Origin of the sequence: Arthrobacter glacialis, assembly GCF_002909415.1 — a bacterium.
Classification (GTDB): Bacteria; Actinomycetota; Actinomycetes; order Actinomycetales; family Micrococcaceae; genus Specibacter; species Specibacter glacialis.
The window spans coordinates 52797-77018 of sequence record NZ_PPXB01000020.1 but is presented as its reverse complement, the minus strand read 5'-3'; the positions used below and the strand labels follow the sequence as shown (position 1 = coordinate 77018).

Here is a 24222-nt window from a genome sequence, read left to right as displayed (position 1 = left end):
TGTTGGCAAATTCCGAAATTTCCGGCAGCGCTGTGCTGTTAGATTCTATGGAGGATACGTATGGCTCAACGAGGAGCCGCACGGCACGAGGTTCAAGGAGCGCGGCAGCCATGACGGCACAAGCAAATGATGTAGTGATTCTTGCAGGAGCCCGCACCCCGCAGGGCCGACTCAACGGGCAATTGGCGCCCTTTACCGCCGTCGAACTTGGTGCTAAGGCCATAGCCGGTGCCCTGGCCAAATCCGGCGTCACTGTCGCCGATGTTGATTTTGTGGTGATGGGCCAGGTCTTGCAGGCCGGCGCCGGGCAGAATCCGGCACGCCAAAGCGCAGTGGGTGCCGGGATTGGCTGGAATGTTCCGGCCGTGACCATCAATAAGGTGTGCTTATCGGGGCTGACGGCCGTGATCGACGCCGCGCGCTTGATCCGCAGCGGCGAGGCCACTGTGGTGGTGGCTGGCGGCCAGGAGTCCATGACGCGTGCCCCGCATATTCTCCCGGGCTCACGGCAGGGCTGGACGTACGGCGCGATCCAAGCCCTGGACGTGGCCGCACATGACGGCCTGACGGACGCCTTTGACTCCGACTCCATGGGGCTTTCCACCGAGCGGGGCAATATCCGCCTGAACATCAGCCGAACGGCTCAGGACCAGGTTGCGGCAGCCTCGCACCAACGTGCTGCCGCTGCGGCGACGGTGGGCGTCTTTGATGCAGAGATAATCCCTGTCACAGTGCCCCAACGAAAAGGTGACGCACTTGTTCTCAGCCAGGACGAGGGCATCCGCGCGCAGACAACCGTGGAAACCTTGGCCGGATTACGTCCTGCCTTCACGGCCGACGGCGCCATCACGGCAGGCAATTCCTCTCCCCTGTCCGACGGCGCCAGCGCCCTGGTGCTTTCCACCCGCGCCTATGCGGAGGAAAACAAGCTTGCGTGGCTGGCGGTGGTGGGCTCCCCCGGCCAAGTGGCAGGACCGGATAATTCGCTGCACTCCCAACCCTCCAACGCCATCCTCAAGGCCCTGCATACTGCCGGCTGGAGTGTTGGCGACCTTGACTTCATTGAGATCAACGAAGCCTTCGGTTCGGTGGCCGTCCAGTCGCTGCATGATCTTGGAATCCCGCTGGAAAAGTGCAATATTCATGGCGGCGCCATCGCCCTGGGCCACCCCATTGGCGCTTCAGGTTCCCGGCTTGCCTTGCATGCCGCCCTGGAACTAAGCCGGCGCGGATCAGGCAAGGCGGCGGTTTCGCTGTGCGGCGGCGGCGGTCAGGGTGAAGCGCTGCTGTTGTTCCGGGACGCCGAGTGAGCGCCGGGGACGCCCCTGCCTCGGGCCATGCGCGCGTGGCTGCGGATGCCGCGGAGCGCGGGCTTGAGGTGGAGATTTTTGCCAGGCCTGCGGCAAACTCACTCACAGAAGCCGCAGCGCTCCTGGGCATTGAGCCCGGCGACATTGTGAAGTCGCTGGTGGTCAAACGCAGCGACGGAACCTTCCTCTTTGCCCTTGTTCCGGGCGGCCGGGCCATCTCCTGGCCCAAGCTGCGCGCCGCGGTGGGGGTCAACAAGCTCCAGATGCCGCACGCCGAAGTGGCATTGGCTGCCACCGGCTACGAACGTGGCACCATCACTCCCCTGGGCAGCACCACGCCGTGGCCCGTGTTCGTCGATGTTGGAGTCCGTGGGCGCCGCGTTGCCATGGGCGCGGGCGAGCACGGCTACAGCATGTTCGTGGAAGCAGATGCCCTGATCGCAGCGTTCGAAGCCACAGTGGCCGACATTTCCGTGCCCGAGTAACCGTCTGCCGCATAAACGTACTTTGTCCGCTTGTAGGTAGTTGCCCCGGACGCAAAGAAGCCCCACACCAAACGGTGTGGGGCAACTTTAAGAAGTGCGAGGTGATTACTTGACGGTAACCGTGGCGCCGGCAGCTTCGAGAGCTTCCTTGGCCTTCTCTGCAGCTTCCTTGGTGGCGCCTTCGAGAACAGCCTTGGGAGCCGAGTCAACGACCTCCTTGGCTTCCTTCAGACCCAAGGAGGTCAGTGCGCGAACTTCCTTGATAACAGCAATCTTCTTGTCGCCAGCGGCTTCGAGGATTACGTCGAATTCGGTCTGCTCTTCAGCTTCTTCAGCTGCGGCACCGGCCGGGCCAGCAACTGCAACAGCAGCAGCGGTAACTTCGAAGGTCTCTTCGAACTGCTTAACGAACTCGGAGAGCTCGATGATGGTCAGTTCCTTGAAAGCTTCAATGAGCTCGTCGTTGGTGAGCTTAGCCATGGGTGGCGCTCCTTCTGTGTTCTTGCCCGGTAAGGGCGAATCTAAAAACCTAAGTCCTCATGGAATTAGGGACAAACTTGAGGGACGAATCCCATGAGGCTTTAGGCCTCGGTGGTCTCAGCTTCTGCGGCGGGAGCCTCTTCAGCAACCGGTGCTTCGTCAGCTACGGGAGCTTCTTCAGCGGCCGGAGCCTCTTCGGCGGGAGCGCCTTCGGCAAGCTTCAAGCGCAATGCTTCGAGCGTGCGTGCAGCGGCTGCCATCGGAGCCTTGAGGATGCCGGCAACCTTGGCCAGCTGCAGCTCGCGTGATTCCAGGGCGGCCAGTGCGGCAACCTCGGAAGCGTTCAGAGCCTTGCCTTCGAAGACACCGGTCTTGATGACCAGCTGCTTGTTGGCTTTTGCAAAATCCGTCAGGCTCTTTGCTGCTGCAACAGCGTCACCCTTGATGAAAGCAATAGCGGTAGGACCTGACAGCTGACCCTCGAAAGCGTCAACACCAGCTTCCTTGGCCGCAATGGCAGTCAGGGTGTTCTTTACGACCGCGAACTTGGTGTCCTGGCCGAGAGAAACGCGCAGCTCCTTGAGCTGAGCAACGGTGAGCCCACGGTATTCGGTTAGGACTGCTGCAGTCGATTCGTTGAAATCCTGTGTGATTTCAGCAACTGCGGCCACCTTTGTTGGCGTTGCCATAACACTCCTTCCGGGAATTAATGCCGGCCTTTACGTGTCCTTGCCGGTAGCCTGCAAGCAGGTTGGCGGCAAAAAGAAAACGCCCCGCACAGATGTACGGGGCGTTGGTTTGCAGCGGATCAATAGGTTTTCACCCACGTTCAACACTGCAAATAAGCTTTGTGCACCTGCGCTGGTCGCCCTCTTGAAGGACTTTTCGGATGCTAATCTGCCCGAGCCCAACTCAAACAGGCGCATGGTGCACCTGATGGCTGGGGGTGATTATCATCGACCGACGGTCTTTGGTCTTAAAAGACTACAGGATGCTCCGTATGGAGTCCAAATCGGCGGTACGTGTGGACGGCCACACACCTGTTGGCCACCAGTGCGAATCAGCGCTAGTCGATGGCGTTAAAGTCCTTACGCCACTGCCCCGTAACACCTGCGCTGACAAATCCCAGCTGGGCGTTGACTGAGAGCATGTAGGTGTTGTCCGGAGAATTCCAGGTGTAGAGGGTCTTGACCTGAGGGAATTCGCGCGTGAGCTGTTCCATGTTCTCCACTTTGATGTGCAAGCCAACGTCCTTGCCGCGGTGCTGGCTATCCACCACAGTGTCATCCTGGAAGGCCACGTCGTCGCGGTGTTTCAGCACAGAAATCGAAGTGAAGGCCACCAAGGCGCCGGTTTCCAAGCACTCTGCAGCGCTCACCAGCGTATGGCGCCCCGTCAAGGCGGAGAGTTCCTCCGCCTCACGCAGTTTCGCCACATCCCACGCCTCCGGGGCGCCGTCGTCGTCACTGATACTTTGTTCCAGACGCACAATGTCCTGAGCCCACTTCTCCGGGCAGGTGTCCATCCACCGGTGCACAGCGTAAGCCGAACTGTGCGCGGCGATTGCGCGATCCTTCAAGCGGCCGCCGAGAGCCGGGGGCAGCGGAAGCGCACAGGCACCGAATTGTTCCACCTGTTCCAAGACGTAGCCGGCGTTGTGGGCAAACAGGGCTTCGCGGCTACTCAGGGGCATGAGACTGCCGTCGCGGGTGGCCGCCACGTGCTCGGGTGCTTCCACACGCAGATCGGCTGCGGGATGGTTAGTTTCCACCACAACAATCCGCCGATTCTCACCCCTAACAAAGAGCTCAGCGGCCTCGAGCAACTTGCGGCCCAGACCGCGACCCTCGGCCGCGGGAAGCACATCCAAGGTCACGTGCGCCAGATCGGTGTTGTCATCCAGCGGAAGGGCAATGCCAGCGCGGCCCACAATGGCACCGTCCAGGCGCACCACCAACACCACGTACCACTCATAGGGGTCATGGCACAGCTGGAAAAGCTCCTCGGCGGTGTAGGCCAGCTCATCGTTGCCCCAGGTGTTGACACGCACCTTGCGGGACACTTCCACCGCTTGCAGGAACTCGGCCGCCGAATCGCCGTCGAGAGTGTCAGGCACACGCAGCTGCTCGATAGTTATCTCTGTCATGCTGGATCTACCCCGTCGTTGTCTGGCCTGTTGGGCGCACCATGACGTAGTCATGCTCGACCCTGTTCCCGAGCCAAAAGCGCTTGGACCCAGCAATGGTGAAACCGTGTTTTGTGTAAAAGCCCTGCGCGCGCAGATTCTCCTGGTTGACACCCAGCCAGACCTGGCTCCTGCCCAGCTGCTGCGCCCAATCAAGGCTGGCCGCCATGATCTTGGCGCTGAGGCCGCTCCCGTGGGTGTCAGGGTGAGCGTAGCACTTGCTCAGTTCCGTCGAATTTTGCGCGGCCACCACTGCCGCAACGTCGGAGTCCGACGGCGGGGAGTCCACCAGCATGGTGTAGGCCAGCAGGCGTTGTTCACCGCTCCTTGAAGTCCCCTGTGCCACGAACAACTTCCGAAGCGGGTCGGCCAGGTACTGGCTGAATGCTTGAACGCTGAGGTTCTGAGCCACGAACGTGTCTATCTCGTCCAACGGGCTGCCGGGAGGGCAGGCCAACGGAAACGTAACCGCGGCCAAGACAGCCAGTTCCGGCGCATCAGCCGCCACCGCCGCGCGAATGCTCAGAACCATGCGTTTGCTCCTCTTGGGCTGCAGACCCGTTGATGCGGGTAAACCCTCATCATCACAGCTTACAAAGAAAGGGCCGGTGTAGCTCTACGCTACACCGGCCCTTTCTTGTGAAAATCTAAGACTTACGCCTCAATGACAACCTTGGTTGCCTGAGGATCTACCGGAATGCCCGGGCCGAACGTCGTGGAGACGGTGGCCTTCTGCACGTAACGGCCCTTGGAAGCGGACGGCTTCAAGCGAAGCACCTCTTCCAGAGCAGCTGCGTAGTTCTCAGCCAGCTTGACGGCGTCGAAGGAAACCTTGCCAATGATGAAGTGAAGGTTGGAGTGCTTGTCGACGCGGAAGTCGATCTTTCCACCCTTGATGTCGTTAACAGCCTTGGCAACATCGTTCGTTACCGTACCGGTCTTCGGGTTCGGCATGAGGTTACGAGGACCAAGAACCTTACCCAAACGGCCAACCTTACCCATGAGGTCAGGTGTAGCAACGGCTGCGTCGAAGTCGGTCCAGCCGCCCTGGATCTTTTCGATCAGGTCGTCGGTGCCAACAAATTCGGCGCCGGCTGCGATAGCAGCCTCGGCACGCTCACCGGTTGCGAAAACCAGGACGCGAGCAGTCTTACCGGTACCGTGGGGCAGGTTAACCGTGCCACGGATCATCTGGTCAGCCTTGCGAGGGTCTACACCCAAGCGGAAGGCAACCTCAACGGTAGCGTCGAACTTGGACGGGTTGGTGTCCTTGGCGAGCTTGATAGCGTCGAACGGTGCGTAGACATTGTCTGCATCGATCTTGGCTACGGCTGCCTCATATGCTTTACTGCGCTTTGCCATGCTGCGTTTCTCCTTGTGCAGTTGTGGTCGTTAGGACCGCGCGGGCCCTGCCACTACGTACGTCGCCAGCCCACCAAAGGTGAGTTGTACGGCGTCGTTCTTAATGTTTATTGGTGCCCAAATGGGCGTAAAGCGAAAGTCTGGGAAGACTTATGCTTCGACGGTGACACCCATGGAACGGGCGGTACCGGCGATGATCTTCTCGGCGCCTTCAATGCTGGTGGCGTTGAGGTCGACCATCTTCTGGGTTGCAATCTCGGTAACCTGAGCCTTGGTCAGCTGAGCAACCTTGACTGTGTGAGGTGTACCTGAACCCTTAGCAATGCCTGCAGCCTTCTTGATGAGCTCGGCAGCCGGAGGGGTCTTGGTGATGAAGGTGAATGAACGGTCTTCGTAAACCGTGATTTCAACCGGGATAACGTTTCCGCGCTGGGATTCCGTTGCAGCGTTGTACGCCTTGCAGAATTCCATGATGTTGACGCCGTGCTGACCAAGTGCCGGACCGATGGGCGGTGCCGGGTTAGCGGCGCCTGCCTGGATCTGCAGCTTGATAAGGCCGGTGACCTTTTTCTTGGGAGCCAATGTAGGGTCCTTCTCTCAATATCTTTCCTAGGACGACGGAGCGCGTCCAAGGTGGGTGGCCGAATGGCGTCCGGCCGAACGTTTCACAGGAACAAAGCTATGAACCTGCGAAACGAAAATTGTGGACAACTAGATCTTGGTGACCTGGTTGAATGCAAGCGTGACGGGGGTTTCGCGCTCGAAGATGGAAACCAAAACCACCAAGTGCTGTGATTCGGGCTTGATCTCGGAGATCGACGCCGACAGGCCTTCGAACGGACCGTCCTTGACGATGACTGCTTCGCCAACTTCAAAGTCGATCTCGGCGTCAACGGGATTGTGGCGCAACGGTACGCCGGACTCTTCAGCCTGCTGCTCCTCGAAGATCGGGGCAAGCATGGAGAAGACCTCATCCAGGCGCAACGGGACAGGGTTGTGGGCGTTGCCCACGAAGCCTGTGACACCCGGGGTGTGGCGTACAACACCCCAGGAAGCATCCGTCAGATCCATGCGGACCAAAACGTATCCGGGAATGCGAACGCGGTTGACAACCTTGCGCGTTGCGTTCTTGATCTCCACGACTTCTTCCATGGGGACCTGAACTTCGAAGATGTAATCTTCCATGTTCAGCGACAGGCTGCGGGACTCAAGATTGACCTTGACGCGGTTTTCGTAACCAGCGTAGGAGTGGATGACGTACCAGTCACCCTCTTGGCGGCGCAGCTTGGCCTTGAATTCTTCGGCCGGGTCAACTTCGGGCTCGGCATCTTCTGCCGGCTCTTCGGTAACGTCGGCGTCTACAACAGCTGCTTCAGTTTGCGCATCAGCTGCATCATCAACGGCATCAAGGTCGGCATTGATGGCAGCATCAGCAACCACAGTGTCCTGGTCCTGCTCACTGTATGTAGCCTTGGGCTCCAGCTCAGACACGAATTTCCTGCTTTCCTTGTGCGTTTCTTAAATGGCTCAAACCGACCCCGTGCCAAATTATTCGGCGGGGTCGGCCAAGTTGAGCTTCTTACTGCTCGATGTTTACGTTTCCACCAAAGACCCACAGGACGGCTTGACCGAAACCCAGATCCAAGACAGTAACAATAGCCATCACGATGACAACGAATACCAGCACCACTGCGGTGTAGTTGATCAACTCTTTGCGAGTGGGGGTGACAACCTTCTTCAGCTCACCAATTACCTGGCGAAGGAAGAGAGCAATCCGGCTAAAGAGGCCGGGCTTGCCGGGCTTTGCAGCCTTCTTCACAGGGCCCTTGGAGCTGCTTGCCGCAGTTTCGGTCACCAGTGCCTCACTCATCATTAGTTGGAATACACGCTGGCCCGGTGATCCGGACCGTGTGATGTGCAAACATTCGCTCAGACGAGAGTTTCTTACACGTATAACAGTGTAAAAAACCGCTACGACTATGCGCAGGGCAGACAGGACTCGAACCTGCAACCTGCGGTTTTGGAGACCGCTGCGCTACCAATTGCGCCACTACCCTTTGAAATTTGTCCCTAAGGTCCCTGTGGGCACCCGCGGGCAAACATCCATTCCTTGCTAATTGCCATGAATAACTTACAGCGTTGAAGCGGTCTTTCCAAACCGGCCTCAAGGCGTGAACCATCATGGAAGTTCAACACCGGTTACCCATTCTACGCATTCTTAGGCTCATTCGTCGAACCGGGCGCCCAATGCCCCTAAAGTAGACACTGACGATGAAAGTATTTTGGGTCTCCCACCGAAGAAAGAATCATGATGTCTGCCGACTTGACAGCTGACCACGCCTCCGGGCGCCGTGTTTCCGCACGGATCGCCGCTATTGCCGAATCCGCCACACTGGCAGTGGACGCCAAAGCCAAGGCACTGAAGGCCGCCGGCCGCCCCGTCATTGGGTTTGGCGCCGGCGAGCCCGACTTCCCCACACCTGACTACATTGTTGAGGCAGCCGTTGCTGCCGCCCGCCAGCCCAAGTACCACAGGTACTCCCCTGCTGCCGGACTGCCGGAATTGCGCAGCGCCATTGCAGAGAAGACCCTGCGCGATTCCGGTTACGCCGTGGATCCGGCCCAGGTGCTTGTGACCAACGGCGGCAAGCAAGCCGTCTACGAATCCTTCGCAACACTCTTGGATCCAGGAGATGAAGTCATCCTCCCGGCCCCTTACTGGACCACCTACCCCGAAGCGATTCGCCTGGCCGGCGGCGTTCCCGTCGAGGTTTTTGCCGGTCCCGAACAGGGCTACATGGTGACGGTTGAGCAGCTGGAAGCCGCACTGACGCCCCGCACCAAGGTTTTGCTCTTCGTGTCGCCGTCCAACCCCACAGGCGCGGTTTACTCGCCCGAGCAAACTCGCGAAATTGGTCTCTGGGCGGCATCCAAGGGTCTGTGGGTTATCACCGATGAAATCTATGAGCACCTCACCTACGACGGCGTTCCCTTCACCTCGATCGCCACGGCAGCCCCCGAGCTGGGCGACCGCGTGGTCATCCTCAACGGCGTAGCCAAGACCTACGCCATGACGGGTTGGCGTGTTGGCTGGATGATCGCACCACTGGATGTCACCAAGGCCGCCACCAACATGCAGTCCCACGCCACCTCCAATGTGGCCAATGTGTCCCAGATGGCAGCCCTTGCCGCGGTTGCCGGCCCGTTGACTGCCGTGGATGAGATGAAGGTGGCCTTTGACCGCCGTCGCAAGGCAATGGTTTCCGCCTTGAACGCGATCGACGGCGTGGAGTGCCCCACCCCGCACGGCGCGTTCTACGCCTATGCGGATGTGCGAGGCCTGCTGGGCCGCGAAATAGCTGGCATCCGCCCGGCAACGTCCGCCGAACTGGCTGCCCTGATCTTGGACAAGGCTGAAGTTGCCGTTGTTCCCGGCGAGGCCTTTGGCCCCAGCGGCTACCTCCGCTTGTCGTACGCACTGGGCGATGACGACCTGGCCGTGGGTGTGGCCCGCCTGCAGGAATTCCTGGGCTCCGCGAAATAACCCAAGCAAGTCCTGAACTTGTGCGCACAACTCGGCTCGAGTTGTGCGCATAAGTGTTTATGCGCAGAACTCGACCTGGGTTCAGCGCATAAGTTCAGTCGAATGAACTGATGCGCAGAACTCGACCTGGGTCCAGCGCATAAGTTCATGGATCCCTTTAAAGCAGGCGGCGGTCGGCGGCCCAGCGGGTCAGCTCGTGACGCGAGGACAGCTGCAGCTTGCGCAGCACCGCTGAGACGTGGGTTTCCACTGTCTTGATCGAGATGAACAGCGCTTTGGCCACCTCCTTGTAGGAGTAGCCGCGAGCAATCAGGCGCATGACTTCAAGCTCGCGTGCCGAGAGCTTGTCCAGCTCGTCCTCCACGGCAACTTCCGCCGTGCCGAAGGCATCCAGCACAAATCCTGCCAGCCGGGGCGAAAAGACCGCGTCCCCGCCCGCCACCCGCCGCACGGCGTCGGAGATCTCTGCTCCGGAAATTGACTTCGTAACATAACCTCGGGCGCCGGCCCTGATGACTGAAACCACGTCCTCGGCCGAGTCGGAAACACTCAGGGCCAGGAACTTCGTGGTGGCCAACTGCGCCGTGCACCCGGCAATGACTTCCCGCCCGCCCTGACCGCGCCCGCCCGGCAGATGAACATCGAGCAGGACCACATCGGGCAAGGTGGCGTTGACTGCGGCAATGGCGTCCTCAACAGTGGCGGCTTCTGCCAGGACCAGAATGTCCTGGGCCAGATCAGCCTTGAGCCCGGAACGGAAAATGGCGTGATCATCCACAATCACAACCCGGATGGGCGTTGGCGGCATTGTCATTTTGTTTCCTCGGTGGCTGTCGTTTCACTGGGCAGGTGCAGGCGGACTTCCGTGCCGTCCGCTGAACTAATGATCTCAGCGCTCCCGCCGTTGCGCTGCATGCGTCCGACGACGGACTCCCGCACTCCCAGCCTGTCCGCCGGCACGGCGCTGACATCAAAGCCCGGACCGCGGTCCTTGACAAAGACGTCAACTCCCGCAGGCCCTGCTTCCACATAGACGGAGACGGTGGTGGCACCGTGTCGGGCCCCGTTCAGGACTGCCTCACGCACGGCTTGGACCAGCGCATGGCTGCGTTCGGTGAGTTCGGCATCGCCCACGGTGACAACCTCGACGGCCTGGCCGTACAGGTCTTCCACCTCGGCACACACTGCCTTGACCCGCTCCACCAGGGCACCTGTGCTGTGCGTACCATCCTGATAAATCCATTCACGCAATTCACGTTCCTGCGCACGCGCCAACCGCGTCACATCGGATGGGGAGTTGGCGCTCTTTTGGATGAGGGCAAGTGTTTGCAGCACTGAGTCGTGCAGGTGGGCGGCGATTTCCGCCCGTTCCATTTCTCGAATGCGCCCCGCACGTTCGCCTTGGAAATCCCGCCAAAACTTCAGCCCCCAGGGGGCCAGAACAAGTCCCACACCTGCCAGCACCGCCAGAGAAGCAACCACTGAGGCCCACACCAGCGTCCACGAACCCGATCCGGTGACAATCACGATGACCCCAACAATGACCAAGGCAATTCCGCCACCCAGCCGCCACAATGCACTGGGCGTATCCATTTTGGCTGCGCTGAGCAGCCCAACCCGGCGGGTATTGTCCAATTGCATCCACGCCAGCACGGCGCCGATGGCTATGGCAAACAATGGAATCAGGGTGCCTAAATTCAGGTTCAGGCCCAGCTGCTGGCTCATCAGGACCACCGCAGCAATGAGCAGGCCGCCACCAATGAGCACTTCCTTGAAGCCCAGGGACAGTTTGGGCCGCGGCACGGCCGGCACAGAAACGGCCGGGGCTCCCGGTGCCGGCCGGAAGAGTTTCAGCCGCGGATTTCCGTCGGTATCCAGCAGCTTTCCGCCACTGACCTTGTCCTCACCGGCCAGGGGAACCAACAGCCACAGCCAGGCATAGAAGACCAGCCCCGCCCCATAGAAGAAGCTGGCGCCGACCAGGATGGCACGCACCAGCCACACCTTGATGCCAAGGTGTTCGGCCAATCCTCCCGCAACCCCGGCGATAACCCGCGCTTGGGAACGGTACATCTTTGCGCTCATGGTTCCATCCAAACACGGCAAGGGCTAAGCCGTGGGGGTTCTCGGGGGTGCATCAGGGTTCTTTCAGGGTCACCCCCGATGTTCAGCAGCCGTTCCAAGGACCACCATGGAACTATGAACAACATTCAGGACACCCCAGATCCAGCCGCGGGCCCAACGCCGGCCCCGGAAACCTTCGCACAAGCTGCCCCCGCCCCCCAGCCCGAATCCGCCAGGTTTTTTCACTGGCTTCGTGGTTTGGGCGTACAGCGTGGCCCCAATCGTTGGGTAGGCGGCGTGTGCAGCGGCTTGGCCACGAGATGGGGCATTGACCCTGTCATAGTTCGCGGCCTTGCTGTGGTTCTCACTCTCTTCTTTGGGGTGGGACTGTTGGCCTACGGCGTTGCATGGGCGCTTTTGCCCGAACCCGATGGCCGCATCCACGTTGAAGAAGTGGCCCGCGGCCGCTGGTCAACAGGGATGACCGGAGCCTCCATTGTGACGTTCCTGGGCCTGGTTGGCCCGGGGCAAGGCCTGGTCTGGGGCGACCATGACGGTTGGTTCCCGTGGCCGCTGTTCTGGATTGCAGCAGTGGCTGGGATCATCTACTGGGCAATTAACCGCGGCAAGGACAAAGGGCCCCAGCCTGTCCACGGTGGTGTGAATGAGCAGCTCACGCAGCCCTTCGGAGCGCCGCCCTATGGCGGGCCGCAGCAGTACGCGGCACCCTACCAGGCCGGCCCCAACGCTCCAGCGCCTGCTTACGCGGGGCAGCAAGCCCCTTTCCTGCCCACGCAGCAATTCATCCCGGCTCCCCCGAAACCCCACAAGCCGGTCAAACTGACACAACGCCTGAGTGCCGCAGCAAGCCTGCTCGCGTTGGGCCTGGCCATCATGGTGGGTGCTGCGGTCCTGATTTTGGACGCCACGTCCGTCATTGACCTCAACGGCTACCAGATGGCCACGGCGGCTGCGGCTGCCGGCATCACCGCTGGCGTGGCCATCATTGTGGCCGGTCTCACGGGCCGGGCAGCCGGCGGCGTGGGCGCCTTTGCGATCATTGCCTTGGTGGCAGGGAGCCTATTCAGCCTGCCCCTGCACAACGGACAGTTCACACCCCTGCAGGAGATGAACTGGGCGCCGGCCACCGTCAGCTCCGCCGAAGCCGGCCGGTCGCTGGTGCTGGGCAACGCCACCCTTGACCTGACCAAGTTCGACGACGGCACCACCCTCACCTCCGATGTGAGAGTCCCGCTTGAATTGGCTGCCTCCACAGTGATCCTCGAAGTGCCCACCAGCATTCCTGTCCGCATTGAAAGCCAACTCGCTGCCGCCTCGCTGACTATTGACGGGCAAAACAACGGTGGCGCCATTGCCGAAGAGTCCACCACTGACCTCAACCCCGACGCCAAGGGATACGGGCTGATCATCACCTTGCAGGGGGCGGCCAGTGACATCACTGTGGTTCCCGTGGCAGGCCAGTGATGACCGTCCCGCCAACCCCAGACTCAACACCCACCACTGCAACGGAGCCACTCATGTCTAATCCCACAGAACCCCTGGAGATCCCCGACGTCGTCAAGCATCCCGAGCCGGGGAGCCACCCTGCCAAGGAGGGCACAACCAGGGCAGGCACAGTCCGGGTGGGCACAATAGTCTGGGGCGCCGTCGTGGTGGCCCTGGGTATTCTCATCATCCTCACCCGGCAGGCCGGGCTTTCCCTAGACGCCGGACAGACCGCCACCTGGCTCCTGTTCGGGGCAGGGGTGGCCATGGTGGCCGGCGGGGCCATCAACCTACTGCGCAGAAAAGTCCAATAGCGAACTGTCCACGGATGCGGCTGCGAGTTGCCGAGATCACATGAACGTCTAGAATGGTCTACAGAGGAGCTCAATGATGCGCTCAAACCACATTGACTCCATCCCCTCGAAGGACCTAAATACTCATGAAGATTGGAATTCTCACCAGCGGCGGAGACTGCCCTGGATTGAATGCAGTGATCCGCGGAATCGTCCTCAAGGGCATCAAGGTTCACGGCCACGAATTTGTGGGCTTCCGTGACGGCTGGCGAGGCGTGGTTGAAGGCGACATCATGGATCTTCCACGCCAAATGGTGCGCGGAATTTCCAAGCAGGGTGGCACCATTTTGGGGACCTCCCGCACCAACCCGTTTGAGGGCAATGGCGGCCCTGAGGTTATCAAGGCGCACATGGACCGCCTGGGCATCGACGCCATGATTGCGATTGGCGGCGAAGGCACCCTGGCCGCGGCCCGCCGCCTGACGGATGCCGGACTGAAAATTGTTGGCGTGCCCAAGACGGTGGACAACGACCTTGACGCAACGGACTACACCTTCGGTTTTGACACTGCCGTGCAGATCGCCACAGAAGCCATTGACCGTTTGCGCACCACAGGCGAATCACACCACCGGTGCATGATTGCCGAAGTCATGGGTCGCCATGTTGGCTGGATTGCCCTGCACGCCGGCATGGCAACAGGCGCACACGCCGTCTTGATCCCGGAACAAAAAACCAGCATGGACCAGATCGTTGAGTGGGTTCAGGAAGCCCACGACCGCGGCCGCGCCCCCTTGGTGGTTGTGGCTGAGGGTTTTGTCCCCGACCACAAGGATTCCCCGCACTCCCAGCGCGGACTGGACGCGTTCGGCCGCCCGCGACTGGGCGGCATTGCCGACCAGCTGGCCCCGGAGATTGAAGCCCGCACAGGCATCGAAACCCGCGCCACCACGCTGGGCCACATCCAACGCGGCGGCGTTCCCTCCAGCTTTGACCGTGTGCTAGCCACACGATTGGGCATGGCAGCGGTTGACTCCGTGGTGGAAGAACGCTGGGGCACCATGGTCTCACTCAAGGGAACCGAGATTGAGCATGTTCCCTTCGAGGCCGCCCTGGGCAACCTCAAGACAGTTCCGCAGCACCGCTACGACGAGGCCTCCATCTTGTTCGGCTGACAGTAAATAAAGCGCCCCGCAGCATTTATTGCTGCGGGGCGCTTTTTGCTTGGGCACTCAAACCAAAGGGGACCCTCGTCTGGGGGAATCGAGGGCCCCCTCTGGTGATGCTGTCCATGCCGTCGCCTGGGGGTGCAACGGCCGGACTGACCTAGGACGCCGGGGGGACGTCCCAGGATTCTTTGTGGGGGCGGCCACGGCGCGCGGCCACCAACAAAATACTGATTGAGCCGAGGGCTGCCGTTCCCATGCCAACGGCCCACCAAGGGAAGCCGGCGTCGATCGACCGCCCACCTGGCGCAGCGTCAGCGGACACGGTGGGGATGCGCTCCCCTGTAACAACCAGACGGTGGGTGTTGATGCCGATGGGGGTGCAGGTGATCAGAGACAGGAGATCCTCACCCGGCACCGGCCTGAGGGACTGCGTCTCGGTCGGCAAAATGGTTTCAATGCTGGAGACGCGGTAGGTCAGCACTTCGCCGTAGACTTCCAGTGAAATCTGTTCACCCACCTTGACCTCTTCAAGATCTGTGAAGATGGTGGACTCCGGAAGTCCCGAGTGCCCGGTCAAAACGGCGTGGGTTCCCGCACCGCCCACCGGCAGCGCAGTTCCGAACAGGTGCCCCACTCCCCGCCTCAGCACCGAGTCACTAGTTCCGTGCAGTACCGGCAGGTCCGCCTTAATGGAGGGGATCTGCAAACGTGCCATTAGCCCGTCCGAGCTGAGCGCCAGCTGCTTTCGATATTCGGCGCCAGCCCCGGTCTGTCCGCCCGCGGGGTTGTTGTTGAACGGATCAAGCAAAGCCCCGCCCGTCAACGTCTTGTTGTACTCCCGTGCCGCGTCAAGGGCCTCGTTGCGGCCTTCCGGGCCAAGGATCTCCACGCTGCTGCCGTAGGTATTCAAATCCCGTGACTGCTGCAGCGTGGAGAACCAACTTGCCGTGGTCGGGTAGAGAAGAACGCTTACGCCAACAAAGATCAGTACGGCAATGAATACCACCGAGCCCGGGACCTTGCCCCGCTGGCCTGGCGCCGCACCGGCCTGTGCCAGCTGCGTCAGCGTGTCATCTCGTCCCATGTGCAGGAGGACTCCTCAATCAAGGACCCTGGCGGGAGACGTGAGCACGTCTCCCGCCAGGGCACAACGGGTGTTGATTAGACCTGCGAGACGCGGCGGGTGCTGCGCTTGCGGAGGGCAACGCCACCGGCGATGGACAACAGTCCGAGGCCGACGATCATGAAGGCCACGGTGCCGGGGCCACCCGTGAGCGGGAGCGTGAACGGCTTGGTCTGCGGGTTGGCAACGATGATGTCAACGGTGGTCGTGATTTCGGTGTTGACGATGAACGACTTCGGGGTTTCCTTGCTCACGTCGGCGGCAATAGTGTAGCCGGCAGGTGCCTTGGTCTCAACCAACCAGTAGGTGATGGGCGCACCCGCACCATTCAGATTCACCCGCAGGCCGGCGATGTTGACGCGGCCGTTGGCGTCCGAGGGGAAGACGGTGCTGCCGGAGACGGAGATGGGGTTGTTGTCGTTCTTAGCGTCTGCTTCACTCGCGTAGACCTTGAACTCTGCGCCCTGCAGGAACTTCGTCGCCGTGCCAGCGGCAACCTTGCTGATGATCACATTGCCCCAGTTGGTCTGCACTTTGGTTGATGTGGTCTTGCTGCCGTTGATGAAGACAGATGCGTCGTTTGTGATGATGCCTGAGGTGTTGCCAAGTGAGGTGACAGTGGTGATCAGGCCAACATTGACAGTGGCGCCCGGAGCGAGTTTGAGCAGGCCTGCGGCAGTGAAATTGAAGGTCACGGTGCCGGGAACCGCAGTGGTGTCGATCGTATAGTCGGCCGGTGCGGTTACCACCGTGCCAGATGACAAGGTCACGGCGGAGCTCTTGTATGTCAGGCGGGAATCGAGCGTATCGGAGATGGCGAAGCTCGTCAGCACATTGCCCTGGGATGCGTTGGGCACTTTGGCGGCAATGTTCCACTTGACGTCGGATCCGAGTCCTTTGGCCGCTGAATCGTCAACCGCTTTTGTCACCGAAGCCAGGGAGTTCTTCGGGTAGACGTGAACGCCATAGATCCAGGTGTTGTCCGTGTTGTTCGGCAGCGGCAGCGTCACCAAGAAGGGCTGAGCGGCAAAGGCGATGTTGTTGGCGCCCGGAAGTGTCTCGGTGACGAGATAGACGGCTTGGTCGAGACCTGCAAAGGTGAGGAGGCCGTTAGCGTCGGTCACGCCTGTTGTTGCCGCACCGAGCTGACCGGCAACGCCCGCCGGCGTCAAGCCAACCGTCTTGGCCCATCCTGCGTTGGTGGACAAGTCAACGAAGCTGCTATTGACCTTCTGGATCTGGAAGGTGACCCCGTTCAGTGGATTCGGCGGAGGAGTGACGAGCTCGAGTCCATTCGGTGCCGTCCCCAGCGTTTCCGGCTGGGCGTGCTTGTGGATGGTGATTGACTTCGGTGCATCCGGAACGATGTTCCCGGCATCGGCTGCGCTGGCCGGCAGCATGCTTCCGAAGAGTGCTGCGGTGGCCAGGGCGGCGATGCCGAGACCGGCTGTGATGCGCCGCGCGAGCGGTGTTCTTGCAGTGGACATGAGCTTTTCCTATCAGGAGAGGGTGAGGTTTGGAGAAGATTAGTTGTGGGTTTGAGGTAAGGATGGGGTCACGGTCGGTGGGTCTTGATCCGTCTAAATACGATCCAGCCGGTGGTGAAAATTGCCAGCAGCAGCAGTCCGCCGCCAGCGAGCATGTAGGCCGAGGTTCCGGTTCCGCCGGTCAAGGGGAGGGTGAGCGCCGGAGCGCTGGCGTTGACGAAGCGGTATACGCCGTGGTGGCCTGTTGCGACGGACACTGTTGTGGGGTCGGCATCGACCCAGGCGTTCGGATTGGCAAGGCTGCCGTCGGCGTTCAGGGTGCCTGCGTAACGTTGCATGCTCAGCTGCAGGTAGGCGGGTTTGAGGGCGCTCGACTCGCTGACCGTGTGGTTCACACCGGCAGTCACGGACTCAGTATTGGAATCCGTCACAGCCATGGCGCCGGGAACATTCCAGGCCGTGCCACCTGCTGGCTTTGCAGTCAGGGTGAAGTCGCCGGGGACCAGACTGCCGCCGTTGCGGTTGTCAATGAACTTCAGCAGTGTCAGCTCTGTTATGCAGTCCACCGTATTGGTAATGGTGTAGCTATTGGCACCGGCAGCCAGGGTGGCCACATGGGGGAGGGCGACCGACGTCGTGGTTGCGTTGGCAGGCGTTAGCGTCGAGGACTTGAGCGTGCACTTCATGGGTGAAGCGAAGCTGGTGGTTTCGTTGATGCTCACGGAATTCCCGGCAAAGTAGCCGCTGCGTACAGTGGCCCATACTTGGTTGCTGGCACCGGCTGTGCCCGGGCCGGTGAGCGTCAGGTTCGCGCTGATGCCCTGCGGCTGCTGCCCGTTGTCGTAAGCTTTGCCGTCTACGATCCACTTCTTAGCCACCACAACCGTGGCAGCGGCGTTCGTGTTGGTGTAGGCGCAAGTGACATTGCTGGCACCGAGAACAAACGAACCTGTCAGCACTCCCGTGGCCACGAGTGTGCCTGCAGCGTTGGTGCACCTGAGGGCTGAGATATAGGCACCCTTGTTGGTCGATGCCAGCACCTCGGCGACATTCACCGTGGTGCCCTGGGGAAAAGTGGTCGTGATGACATTGCCGTTGGTTAGTGCCGTAGAGGATCCCTGCGCAGCGTTGCCATTGGCACTGAAGGACGCCTTATCACCGGCGACCGCGTTGACCCAGGTCTTCGTGACGGTGACTTGTGCCGACAAGGGCTGGTTGGTGATCACACAGGTGACATTGACGCCGCTGGTTGTTGACTGCGGGAAAACGAACGTGCCTGAGGTCCCAGTGCCGCTGGCAACCGTGACGTCGCCTTGGTCCTTGCAGATCCAGTTTGCGGTGTACTGGGACAGGGCGGTCCCGGGCGGTCCGGTTTCCGCAATCGTGATGGTGGTGCCACTGATCGGGACGCTGGAGGCAAAGGTGCCCGGACCGGTTTGCAGGCCGGTGGAGGTTCCTGTGGTGGTTCCCGAGGCGCCGATTTCAGTAGTGCCCACCGAGGCTGTCAGCTTGAACTGGTCAGTGCTGACAACTCGTGCGCCAATGTTCTTTTGAACCTGCAGCGTGTTGTTGTACTGGCAAGAGGCCATGTCCACCGGTGCGCCATTCTGGAGGGTGGAGGTGGAGATTACGGCCCCGGTACTTGGGTTTACCTTGTAGAAGTCCTTGCCTGAGGTATCCAGGTAGAGGAAGCCGCCGTCAAAGGCGATCCCATTGAACTGCTTCTGCTGGTTGTTGATGTTCAGGAAGCTGACCAACGTTGCGGTCAGGGTGGCGTTGCTGCCGGTCGTGGGCAGCTGCTGGCTGACCCGCATCAACGCATTTGAGTTTGACGCCGTGGTGTTGGAGCTGGCCACGAAGTACATGATGCCCTCGGAGCTGAACACCAGGTCGCCGTTGGTGCGAGCCACGCCCGCGGAATCAGTCGTGATGGCAATTGACCCTACGAAGCCGATGCTGGTATTCGTCGTTGTGTTGAATCCATAGAGTTCGAGTCTGTTGTCTATGACCCGGCCGTAGTAGTAGAAGCCCGTTGCCGGGTTGATGCCACCCATGACGAACGTGCCATCTTCCTCTTGGAGGTTCTGCACCCCGTTGAACGAATTTGTGACGCCCGTTGCGGAGGTGTATCGGTAGACAGTCATGTTGCCGTTGTTACTGGCGGTGTCTCGCACAGCGTAGGCGTACTGGCCGTCCTTGGTGAGTGCCAGGGCGTTTAGATCGTTGTTTGAGCTGATGTCGCCAATCGTGGTTTGGGCTGTGGTGTTGGTGTTGACCAGGCGCAGCGTGCCATCACTGTCGATCGTGTAAACGGTTCCGTTCTGGCAGGTCAGTGGCGTGGCGGCTACCGCCAGTGCCTGAGCTTGAGGCAGAATCTTTGCGACCGGCGGGGCGCTCGTGGGCTGGAGAGTGGAATCGGGGGTCGGAACTATTGTGGGAACCTCCACAGGTGCCGGAACATTCGTCGGCTCGGCGGGCGGTGCGGCCGTGGCCAGATCGTCGGCAGGAGCCGGGGTGCTGCTTGCCGTGGCGGGCGGCGCAGCTGGCGCCTGTTCGCCGGCAGCCGGGACATCCGCAGCTGGAGTGGCCTCGCTTGCCGGGACAAGGGCCGATTCCGTGGTCTCGGGAGCGGCTGTCAGTTCAGTTGCCGAAGCGGAGGCCACGGCACCGGCGCCTGCGCTGGCCACCAGGGCCAGGCCCAGCAGGCCGGCGGCGATCCGCAGCATGGCGGGCTTGGCTGGAACACGCGATGTGTCCGAAAAATGCTGGCCTTCGCGCCGCCGTCGGGCAGACGTGGGTAAACGCATAACAACTCCCCCAGAGAAATGTTGGTCGGCGCGGTGATGCGCAGGATCAACATTAGGGAGGCACCGATCATCAAAACACGAGTGGTGGACACCTCAATTTTTGGCGTCCGCCACTCCAATTTCTGCCCAAGCACTCACAAATTTGTGCCCCACCACTTAGTTTTTGAAAATGTGTCATTAGAGTGGTGTGGACCTGAACATGGCCGGATTTCCTTGCGGGGCCGCGGAAAAATCCCGGATACGCCAAACGCCCCACAGCATGTATTTGCTGCGGGGCGTTACGGTTAAAGTTATGACATTCGATCTGAGCTCGTCCCCCATTGTCCGGCTGGCGTGGGAGCGCGGCCTGAATCTGCCCGCGGACTCCTTGGTCAACGGCAACCAAAGCGGCCGCATCACCCACGCAGTCCAGAGCCCGTCCCTGACCTTCATCAGATTGTGGGATCAGTCAATCCTCACGGGCCCGCAGCATTTGTTGGACGTGGCGGAATCCTTGGACGACGACGAGCTCAGCGACCACTCGATCATGCTCCGTTTGACCAAAAACGACGGCGGACGAGGCTTGGGCACCCAGGGCCTGTACTACGCGGACGATCTGGCGCTGCACCAGCCCGCAGATACCGTCCACGTTTCAACCTCCAGCCAGGCGGCGCAAGAGCTGGAGGCTCTGTGCCCGCCCGACGACGTGAATGACGTGGGGCTCGCCCACCGGGCCCACAAGTTCACACTCATGGCCCATGGGGAGCCCGACGCCGGGCCGTTGGCTTGCAGCGCCTACTCCGAATACCAGGGGCTGCTGGCACAGGTGGGAACCTTGGTGTCGCCCGACTTTCGCCGGCAGGGCTTGGGTCGGCTGGCCACCAGCATTGCAGCCCATGAGGCCCTGGCAGCGGGCCTCATTGTGCAATGGCGGGCGGACATCAACAACGCCGCCGCCCATGCCCTGGCAACGTCAATGGGCTTTAGTGTTGCTGGCTTGCAGACGCAGGTTTCCCTGCAGACGGATCAAACTCGGCGTAAATAGCATCCACGGGGCGCGGCTTGGCAAACAAGATTGCCATGGCGGCACCCAGCAGCACCACGGCCGCCGGCAGGATGGTTGACTGAGCCATGGCCGTTGAGAACCCCGCATGCAGGGCCTCGGGCAGTTGACCGCCCATCCCCTGGGCGCCTTCGGCGGACCCTGCCGGCAATTCGGCGCTGAGCCGGGCGGTGATGAGCACGGCAATGGCCGCGCTGCCCAGGACCGCTCCGATCTGCCGGGTCGTGTTGTAGATGCCTGCACCTGCGCCTGCCTCGCGCGGCCCCAAGTTGCGGGTGGCCGTGGTCGAAAGCGGCGCCCAAATACCTGAACTGGCAATGCCCAACAAACCACTGGGCAGCAGGAACAGCCAGATGGGGGTGTCGGCGCTCATCAGGGCAGCCGTCCACAGCAGCGAGACGGACATCAGGATGAAGCCCGTGAATGCCACGTAGCGCGGGTTGACGATGTCCACCAGCTTTCCAACGAAGGGCGCGAGGATGCCGGAGAACAAGGCCATGGGGATCATCATGAGGGCCGACTGGGTGGGCGTCATGCCGCGAACCAGCTGGTAGTAAAAGAACAGCGGCAGGCTCATGGCCGTGATGCTGAAGCCCATGGACATGATGGCCACATTGGCCAGCGAGAAGTTGCGGAACTTGAACAGGTGCAGCGGCACCAGCGGCTCGCCCTTGGTGACAGCCTGCCAAATGACGAACAGCACCAACACCACCACACCAGCAATGATCAGGCCCCAGACGGAGAAGGGTCCGGCAATGGTGCCCCAGTCGTACTTTTCGCCTTCCTGGATGCCAAACACCAGCATGAACAAGCCCACGGAGCTGAGCAGGATGCCCAACAGGTCAAACGTGTGGTTGTGTGTCGCCAGCTTGGGAACCAAGCGCCATGCCATGACAAAGGCGACGATACCCACCGGAACATTGACAAAGAAGATCCATTCCCAGCCAAGGCCGTCCACCAGCACGCCACCGAGGATGGGCCCAACCAGCATGGCAACACCTGCCGTGGCTCCCCAAAGACCCATGGCGGGGCCGCGCTTGTCCGGGGCGAAGATGCGGGTGATGACTGCCATGGTTTGCGGCGTCATCATGGCCGCACCCAGCCCCTGTACCGCGCGGGCCCAGATCAGCATGCCAATGTCGCCGGAGAGGCCGCACCAAAGCGAAGCCAGGGTGAAGACGCTCAGCCCCACCAGGTAGAGGTTCTTGGGCCCGTACTTGTCCCCCAGTCGTCCCGTCACCAGCAGCGGCACGGCATAGGCCAGCAGGTAGGCGCTGGTGACCCAGATGACCGAGTTGATGTCAGTGTTCAAGCCTTCCATGATCTTGGGATTGGCCACCGAGACAATGGTGGAATCGACAAGGATCATGAAGAAACCCAGAACAAGTGCCCATAACGCGGGCCACGGTTTTGCCACGATTTCCATGGGTGTTCCTTAATCTAAAAGAAGTTTTTGCTGTGCTTGCTCACCAAGGAATGGTGCCATGGGCGATGTTGGCCCGCAGGCCGCCCACCCATTGAATTTCTGCTCGCAGTTGATGTTGTTGATAGCCCACATCGATCCAATATTTTTCCGCCACTCCCCGGGATGTGGCCTGTGCGGCGTCGGCGTTCAGGATGGCAAGTCCAGCTTCCAGTGCTGTGAGGCGCGTTTCCAAAAGTCCAAGCACGACGCCGGACGGAAGATTATGTGCCTCACCCAGCGCCTGCGGGAAACAGGGATACTCATTGACGGGCGTCGACAAGAGTTCCTTGATCCGGCCCTCCAGCGCTGCTTTCCCTTCAGGGCAGACAGCATAGGTGGTCCGCTCCGGACGATTGCCGTCCCTGTCCGTGCCCGTCGGCTCCACCAGCCCGGCAGCCGCCAGGCGGCCCACCATGTGGTAGAGCGTGCCACGGCGGATTTTCACCAGCCGGTCCTCGTGGCGCTGCATAAGCAGCTGATACATCTCATAAGGATGCATGGGACGCTCCACCAGCAGCCCCAGGGCCGCCACGCCCAGTGGTGTCAACGGAGTTTTCCGCGCCACACGCACCACCTTTCCGCCCAAATAGTCCACATGAAGTATTCCACGTGGACTATTTGGGGGCAACGGTTTCCAGTCGTGAACTGGATCTCATTTAGCGTGGTGCGCGCAGGAAACCGGTTTGGCGGCCAACCACTTGGCCAGCGTCGGTGGCCACGATGATCTCCTGGCTGGCAGGATACTTCTCGCCGTCGTCGTCAACCATCAGCACAGCATCAGGGTCAACCGTCCGCTTGATGAGGGCAAGGGCAATGGGGCCCATTTCAAAGTGCTGCGCCACGGAGGTAACCCGCCCCACTACTCGGTCCTCCAAATACACCTCACTGCCGGGGGCTGGCAGCGTGTGCAGGGAACCATCCAACTGCAGGAACACCAGCCGTCGCGGCGGGTGTCCCAAATTGTGCACCCGAGCCACCGTCTCCTGGCCCTTGTAGCAACCCTTGGACAGGTGAACGGCCGTGCGCATCAGATCGAGTTCGTGCGGAATGGACTTCTCATCGGTTTCGGCTCCACGGCGCGGACGCCATGCAGCCAGACGGAGGGCCTCTGCAGCCCACACACCTGCGAGGGGGCGCTGGCCCACTGCCGTCTCCAGCTCGGCGGCAGGTACCAAGTATTCACGCCAGGGGCGCTCCAGCCCGGGGTGCTGGTCCTCGGCAATGGTGGCGTAGCTGTAACCGCCCACAGCAAGGTGCGGCCACGGATCAACCCAGACCAGGAGTTTGTCCCACTCGGGCACCTCGGTGACCGAGCCAAGCACCGCCCAGTTGGCGGAAACGTCAGTGATTTCCACGCGCAGCATGAACTTCATGGAATTGAGCCACTGCGCCAGCGGTTCCGCCTCAGCGGTTTCCACCACCAGCCAAGTGGTCTCACCGTCGTCCACCACCCGGGCGTCATACTCGATGCGCCCCTGGACCGTCAGCAGCAAAAGCTCCGTGCCAGTATTGGGTGCCAGATTTGTCAGTTGCTGGGACGACAGTGTGTTGAGCCAGCTCAGCCGGTCCGGTCCGGACACGGTCACCACGCCCCTGTGGGAAAGGTCAACCAGAGCACTGCCGGGCTTGCCCAGATACCCCGCCAACAAGCGCTGCTCACGGTTGGGATCCCCATAATGGGCGGCCACACCAGCATCAAGGCCGCCAGCCTGCACGGCACCTGATCGGTTCAACAAAGGACTCAAATAGCTCATAACGGGTGCAACGCCTTCTTTAGGTGACCTATTCCGCGCCCGTCGCATCGCGAGTTCTTGTGCCGACGCGCAGCGACGGTGGGGGCTGGCGGCGTGGTGGGCGCCGCCGCGGACACACCGACGAAGTCGTGTGTGGCCCGGTGCGGGCA

At 61.0% G+C, this 24222-nt stretch carries 23 protein-coding genes and 1 tRNA gene; 7 read left to right on the top strand and 17 right to left on the bottom strand.

Annotated features, from left to right (window positions below; genetic code table 11):
• The first annotated feature begins 110 nt into the window (after positions 1-110).
• Positions 111-1310 (top strand): acetyl-CoA C-acetyltransferase, encoded by a 1200-nt coding sequence (locus CVS28_RS18655; protein WP_103482441.1) that lies wholly within the window; start codon positions 111-113, stop codon positions 1308-1310.
• A complete protein-coding gene (locus CVS28_RS18650; protein WP_103464876.1) occupies positions 1307-1795 on the top strand; it encodes an aminoacyl-tRNA deacylase in 489 nt (162 codons plus the stop codon). Before CVS28_RS18655 ends, CVS28_RS18650 begins: the two co-directional genes overlap by 4 nt.
• 105 nt (positions 1796-1900) lie before the next feature.
• On the opposite strand, the gene rplL is transcribed toward CVS28_RS18650, so the two are convergent.
• The 9 genes from rplL to CVS28_RS18605 all read right to left on the bottom strand — a co-directional run bounded on the left by rplL (position 1901) and on the right by CVS28_RS18605 (position 7879).
• A complete protein-coding gene (gene rplL, locus CVS28_RS18645) occupies positions 1901-2275 on the bottom strand; it encodes a 50S ribosomal protein L7/L12 (RefSeq protein WP_103464877.1) in 375 nt (124 codons plus the stop codon).
• 101 nt (positions 2276-2376) lie between these two features.
• Entirely contained in the window at positions 2377-2964 is a 588-nt protein-coding gene (gene rplJ / locus CVS28_RS18640; RefSeq protein WP_103464878.1) for a 50S ribosomal protein L10, read from the bottom strand.
• A gap of 377 nt (positions 2965-3341) precedes the next feature.
• On the bottom strand, positions 3342-4421 hold the full coding sequence (locus tag CVS28_RS18635) for a GNAT family N-acetyltransferase (protein ID WP_207797262.1): 1080 nt from the start codon (positions 4419-4421) through the stop codon (positions 3342-3344).
• Positions 4422-4428: 7 nt separating this feature from the next.
• Entirely contained in the window at positions 4429-4992 is a 564-nt protein-coding gene (locus CVS28_RS18630) for a GNAT family N-acetyltransferase (RefSeq protein WP_103464879.1), read from the bottom strand.
• Positions 4993-5114: 122 nt separating this feature from the next.
• On the bottom strand, positions 5115-5822 hold the full coding sequence (gene rplA, locus CVS28_RS18625; protein ID WP_103464880.1) for a 50S ribosomal protein L1: 708 nt from the start codon (positions 5820-5822) through the stop codon (positions 5115-5117).
• 150 nt (positions 5823-5972) lie between these two features.
• Positions 5973-6404 (bottom strand): 50S ribosomal protein L11, encoded by a 432-nt coding sequence (gene rplK, locus CVS28_RS18620; protein ID WP_062286616.1) that lies wholly within the window; start codon positions 6402-6404, stop codon positions 5973-5975.
• 129 nt (positions 6405-6533) lie between these two features.
• Entirely contained in the window at positions 6534-7313 is a 780-nt protein-coding gene (gene nusG, locus CVS28_RS18615; protein WP_103464881.1) for a transcription termination/antitermination protein NusG, read from the bottom strand.
• 88 nt (positions 7314-7401) lie between these two features.
• A complete protein-coding gene (gene secE / locus CVS28_RS18610) occupies positions 7402-7692 on the bottom strand; it encodes a preprotein translocase subunit SecE (protein WP_103465085.1) in 291 nt (96 codons plus the stop codon).
• A gap of 114 nt (positions 7693-7806) precedes the next feature.
• A tRNA-Trp gene (locus CVS28_RS18605) sits at positions 7807-7879 on the bottom strand.
• A 254-nt stretch (positions 7880-8133) separates the two neighbouring features.
• Between CVS28_RS18605 and CVS28_RS18600 the strand changes: the two genes are divergently transcribed.
• Positions 8134-9366, top strand: coding sequence for a pyridoxal phosphate-dependent aminotransferase (locus CVS28_RS18600; protein WP_103482440.1), 1233 nt, complete (start codon positions 8134-8136; stop codon positions 9364-9366).
• A 157-nt stretch (positions 9367-9523) separates the two neighbouring features.
• Here the strand turns inward: CVS28_RS18600 and CVS28_RS18595 are convergent, their stop codons facing one another.
• Both CVS28_RS18595 and CVS28_RS18590 read right to left on the bottom strand, forming a co-directional pair.
• On the bottom strand, positions 9524-10180 hold the full coding sequence (locus CVS28_RS18595; protein ID WP_103464883.1) for a LuxR C-terminal-related transcriptional regulator: 657 nt from the start codon (positions 10178-10180) through the stop codon (positions 9524-9526).
• Positions 10177-11451 (bottom strand): ATP-binding protein, encoded by a 1275-nt coding sequence (locus CVS28_RS18590; RefSeq protein ID WP_103482439.1) that lies wholly within the window; start codon positions 11449-11451, stop codon positions 10177-10179. The genes CVS28_RS18595 and CVS28_RS18590 overlap by 4 nt, the downstream gene beginning before the upstream one ends.
• A gap of 114 nt (positions 11452-11565) precedes the next feature.
• Here CVS28_RS18590 and CVS28_RS18585 point away from each other — a divergent pair, with 114 nt between their 5' ends.
• From CVS28_RS18585 to CVS28_RS18575, 3 genes are all read left to right on the top strand, one after another.
• Entirely contained in the window at positions 11566-12915 is a 1350-nt protein-coding gene (locus tag CVS28_RS18585) for a PspC domain-containing protein (RefSeq protein ID WP_165788206.1), read from the top strand.
• A 53-nt stretch (positions 12916-12968) separates the two neighbouring features.
• Positions 12969-13250 carry a hypothetical protein gene (locus CVS28_RS18580; RefSeq protein ID WP_103482437.1) on the top strand — a complete coding sequence of 94 codons (282 nt, stop codon included), beginning with the start codon at positions 12969-12971 and terminating at the stop codon, positions 13248-13250.
• A 125-nt stretch (positions 13251-13375) separates the two neighbouring features.
• On the top strand, positions 13376-14401 hold the full coding sequence (locus CVS28_RS18575) for a 6-phosphofructokinase (RefSeq protein WP_103464887.1): 1026 nt from the start codon (positions 13376-13378) through the stop codon (positions 14399-14401).
• A 151-nt stretch (positions 14402-14552) separates the two neighbouring features.
• Here CVS28_RS18575 and CVS28_RS18570 read toward each other — a convergent pair whose 3' ends face one another.
• From CVS28_RS18570 to CVS28_RS18560, 3 genes are all read right to left on the bottom strand, one after another.
• Positions 14553-15479: a class C sortase gene (locus tag CVS28_RS18570; protein ID WP_103482436.1), complete on the bottom strand. Its 927-nt coding sequence runs from the start codon at positions 15477-15479 to the stop codon at positions 14553-14555.
• A gap of 77 nt (positions 15480-15556) precedes the next feature.
• On the bottom strand, positions 15557-17005 hold the full coding sequence (locus tag CVS28_RS18565) for a SpaH/EbpB family LPXTG-anchored major pilin (RefSeq protein ID WP_103482435.1): 1449 nt from the start codon (positions 17003-17005) through the stop codon (positions 15557-15559).
• A 68-nt stretch (positions 17006-17073) separates the two neighbouring features.
• Positions 17074-19812, bottom strand: coding sequence for an LPXTG cell wall anchor domain-containing protein (locus tag CVS28_RS18560; protein WP_133159201.1), 2739 nt, complete (start codon positions 19810-19812; stop codon positions 17074-17076).
• A 292-nt stretch (positions 19813-20104) separates the two neighbouring features.
• Between CVS28_RS18560 and CVS28_RS18555 the strand changes: the two genes are divergently transcribed.
• A complete protein-coding gene (locus CVS28_RS18555; RefSeq protein ID WP_103465086.1) occupies positions 20105-20836 on the top strand; it encodes a GNAT family N-acetyltransferase in 732 nt (243 codons plus the stop codon).
• Here the strand turns inward: CVS28_RS18555 and CVS28_RS18550 are convergent.
• From CVS28_RS18550 to ygfZ, 3 genes are all read right to left on the bottom strand, one after another.
• Positions 20775-22280, bottom strand: coding sequence for a DHA2 family efflux MFS transporter permease subunit (locus CVS28_RS18550; protein WP_103482433.1), 1506 nt, complete (start codon positions 22278-22280; stop codon positions 20775-20777). The two genes, CVS28_RS18555 and CVS28_RS18550, sit on opposite strands and share 62 nt — an antisense overlap.
• Before the next feature lie 40 nt (positions 22281-22320).
• Positions 22321-22884: a PadR family transcriptional regulator gene (locus tag CVS28_RS18545; protein WP_103482443.1), complete on the bottom strand. Its 564-nt coding sequence runs from the start codon at positions 22882-22884 to the stop codon at positions 22321-22323.
• Positions 22885-22975: 91 nt separating this feature from the next.
• Positions 22976-24073: a CAF17-like 4Fe-4S cluster assembly/insertion protein YgfZ gene (gene ygfZ, locus CVS28_RS18540; protein ID WP_103482432.1), complete on the bottom strand. Its 1098-nt coding sequence runs from the start codon at positions 24071-24073 to the stop codon at positions 22976-22978.
• Positions 24074-24222 lie beyond the last annotated feature (149 nt).

Coding starts and splice junctions, on each gene's coding strand:
- CVS28_RS18655 (WP_103482441.1), top strand. CDS start 111: ATGACGGCACAAGCAAATGATGTAGTGATTCTTGCAGGAGCCCGCACC.
- rplL (WP_103464877.1), bottom strand. CDS start 2,275: ATGGCTAAGCTCACCAACGACGAGCTCATTGAAGCTTTCAAGGAACTG.
- rplJ (WP_103464878.1), bottom strand. CDS start 2,964: ATGGCAACGCCAACAAAGGTGGCCGCAGTTGCTGAAATCACACAGGAT.
- CVS28_RS18635 (WP_207797262.1), bottom strand. CDS start 4,421: ATGACAGAGATAACTATCGAGCAGCTGCGTGTGCCTGACACTCTCGAC.
- CVS28_RS18630 (WP_103464879.1), bottom strand. CDS start 4,992: ATGGTTCTGAGCATTCGCGCGGCGGTGGCGGCTGATGCGCCGGAACTG.
- rplA (WP_103464880.1), bottom strand. CDS start 5,822: ATGGCAAAGCGCAGTAAAGCATATGAGGCAGCCGTAGCCAAGATCGAT.
- secE (WP_103465085.1), bottom strand. CDS start 7,692: ATGAGTGAGGCACTGGTGACCGAAACTGCGGCAAGCAGCTCCAAGGGC.
- CVS28_RS18600 (WP_103482440.1), top strand. CDS start 8,134: ATGTCTGCCGACTTGACAGCTGACCACGCCTCCGGGCGCCGTGTTTCC.
- CVS28_RS18595 (WP_103464883.1), bottom strand. CDS start 10,180: ATGACAATGCCGCCAACGCCCATCCGGGTTGTGATTGTGGATGATCAC.
- CVS28_RS18590 (WP_103482439.1), bottom strand. CDS start 11,451: ATGAGCGCAAAGATGTACCGTTCCCAAGCGCGGGTTATCGCCGGGGTT.
- CVS28_RS18585 (WP_165788206.1), top strand. CDS start 11,566: ATGAACAACATTCAGGACACCCCAGATCCAGCCGCGGGCCCAACGCCG.
- CVS28_RS18580 (WP_103482437.1), top strand. CDS start 12,969: ATGTCTAATCCCACAGAACCCCTGGAGATCCCCGACGTCGTCAAGCAT.
- CVS28_RS18575 (WP_103464887.1), top strand. CDS start 13,376: ATGAAGATTGGAATTCTCACCAGCGGCGGAGACTGCCCTGGATTGAAT.
- CVS28_RS18570 (WP_103482436.1), bottom strand. CDS start 15,479: ATGGGACGAGATGACACGCTGACGCAGCTGGCACAGGCCGGTGCGGCG.
- CVS28_RS18565 (WP_103482435.1), bottom strand. CDS start 17,005: ATGTCCACTGCAAGAACACCGCTCGCGCGGCGCATCACAGCCGGTCTC.
- CVS28_RS18560 (WP_133159201.1), bottom strand. CDS start 19,812: ATGCGTTTACCCACGTCTGCCCGACGGCGGCGCGAAGGCCAGCATTTT.
- CVS28_RS18555 (WP_103465086.1), top strand. CDS start 20,105: ATGACATTCGATCTGAGCTCGTCCCCCATTGTCCGGCTGGCGTGGGAG.
- CVS28_RS18550 (WP_103482433.1), bottom strand. CDS start 22,280: ATGGAAATCGTGGCAAAACCGTGGCCCGCGTTATGGGCACTTGTTCTG.
- ygfZ (WP_103482432.1), bottom strand. CDS start 24,073: ATGAGCTATTTGAGTCCTTTGTTGAACCGATCAGGTGCCGTGCAGGCT.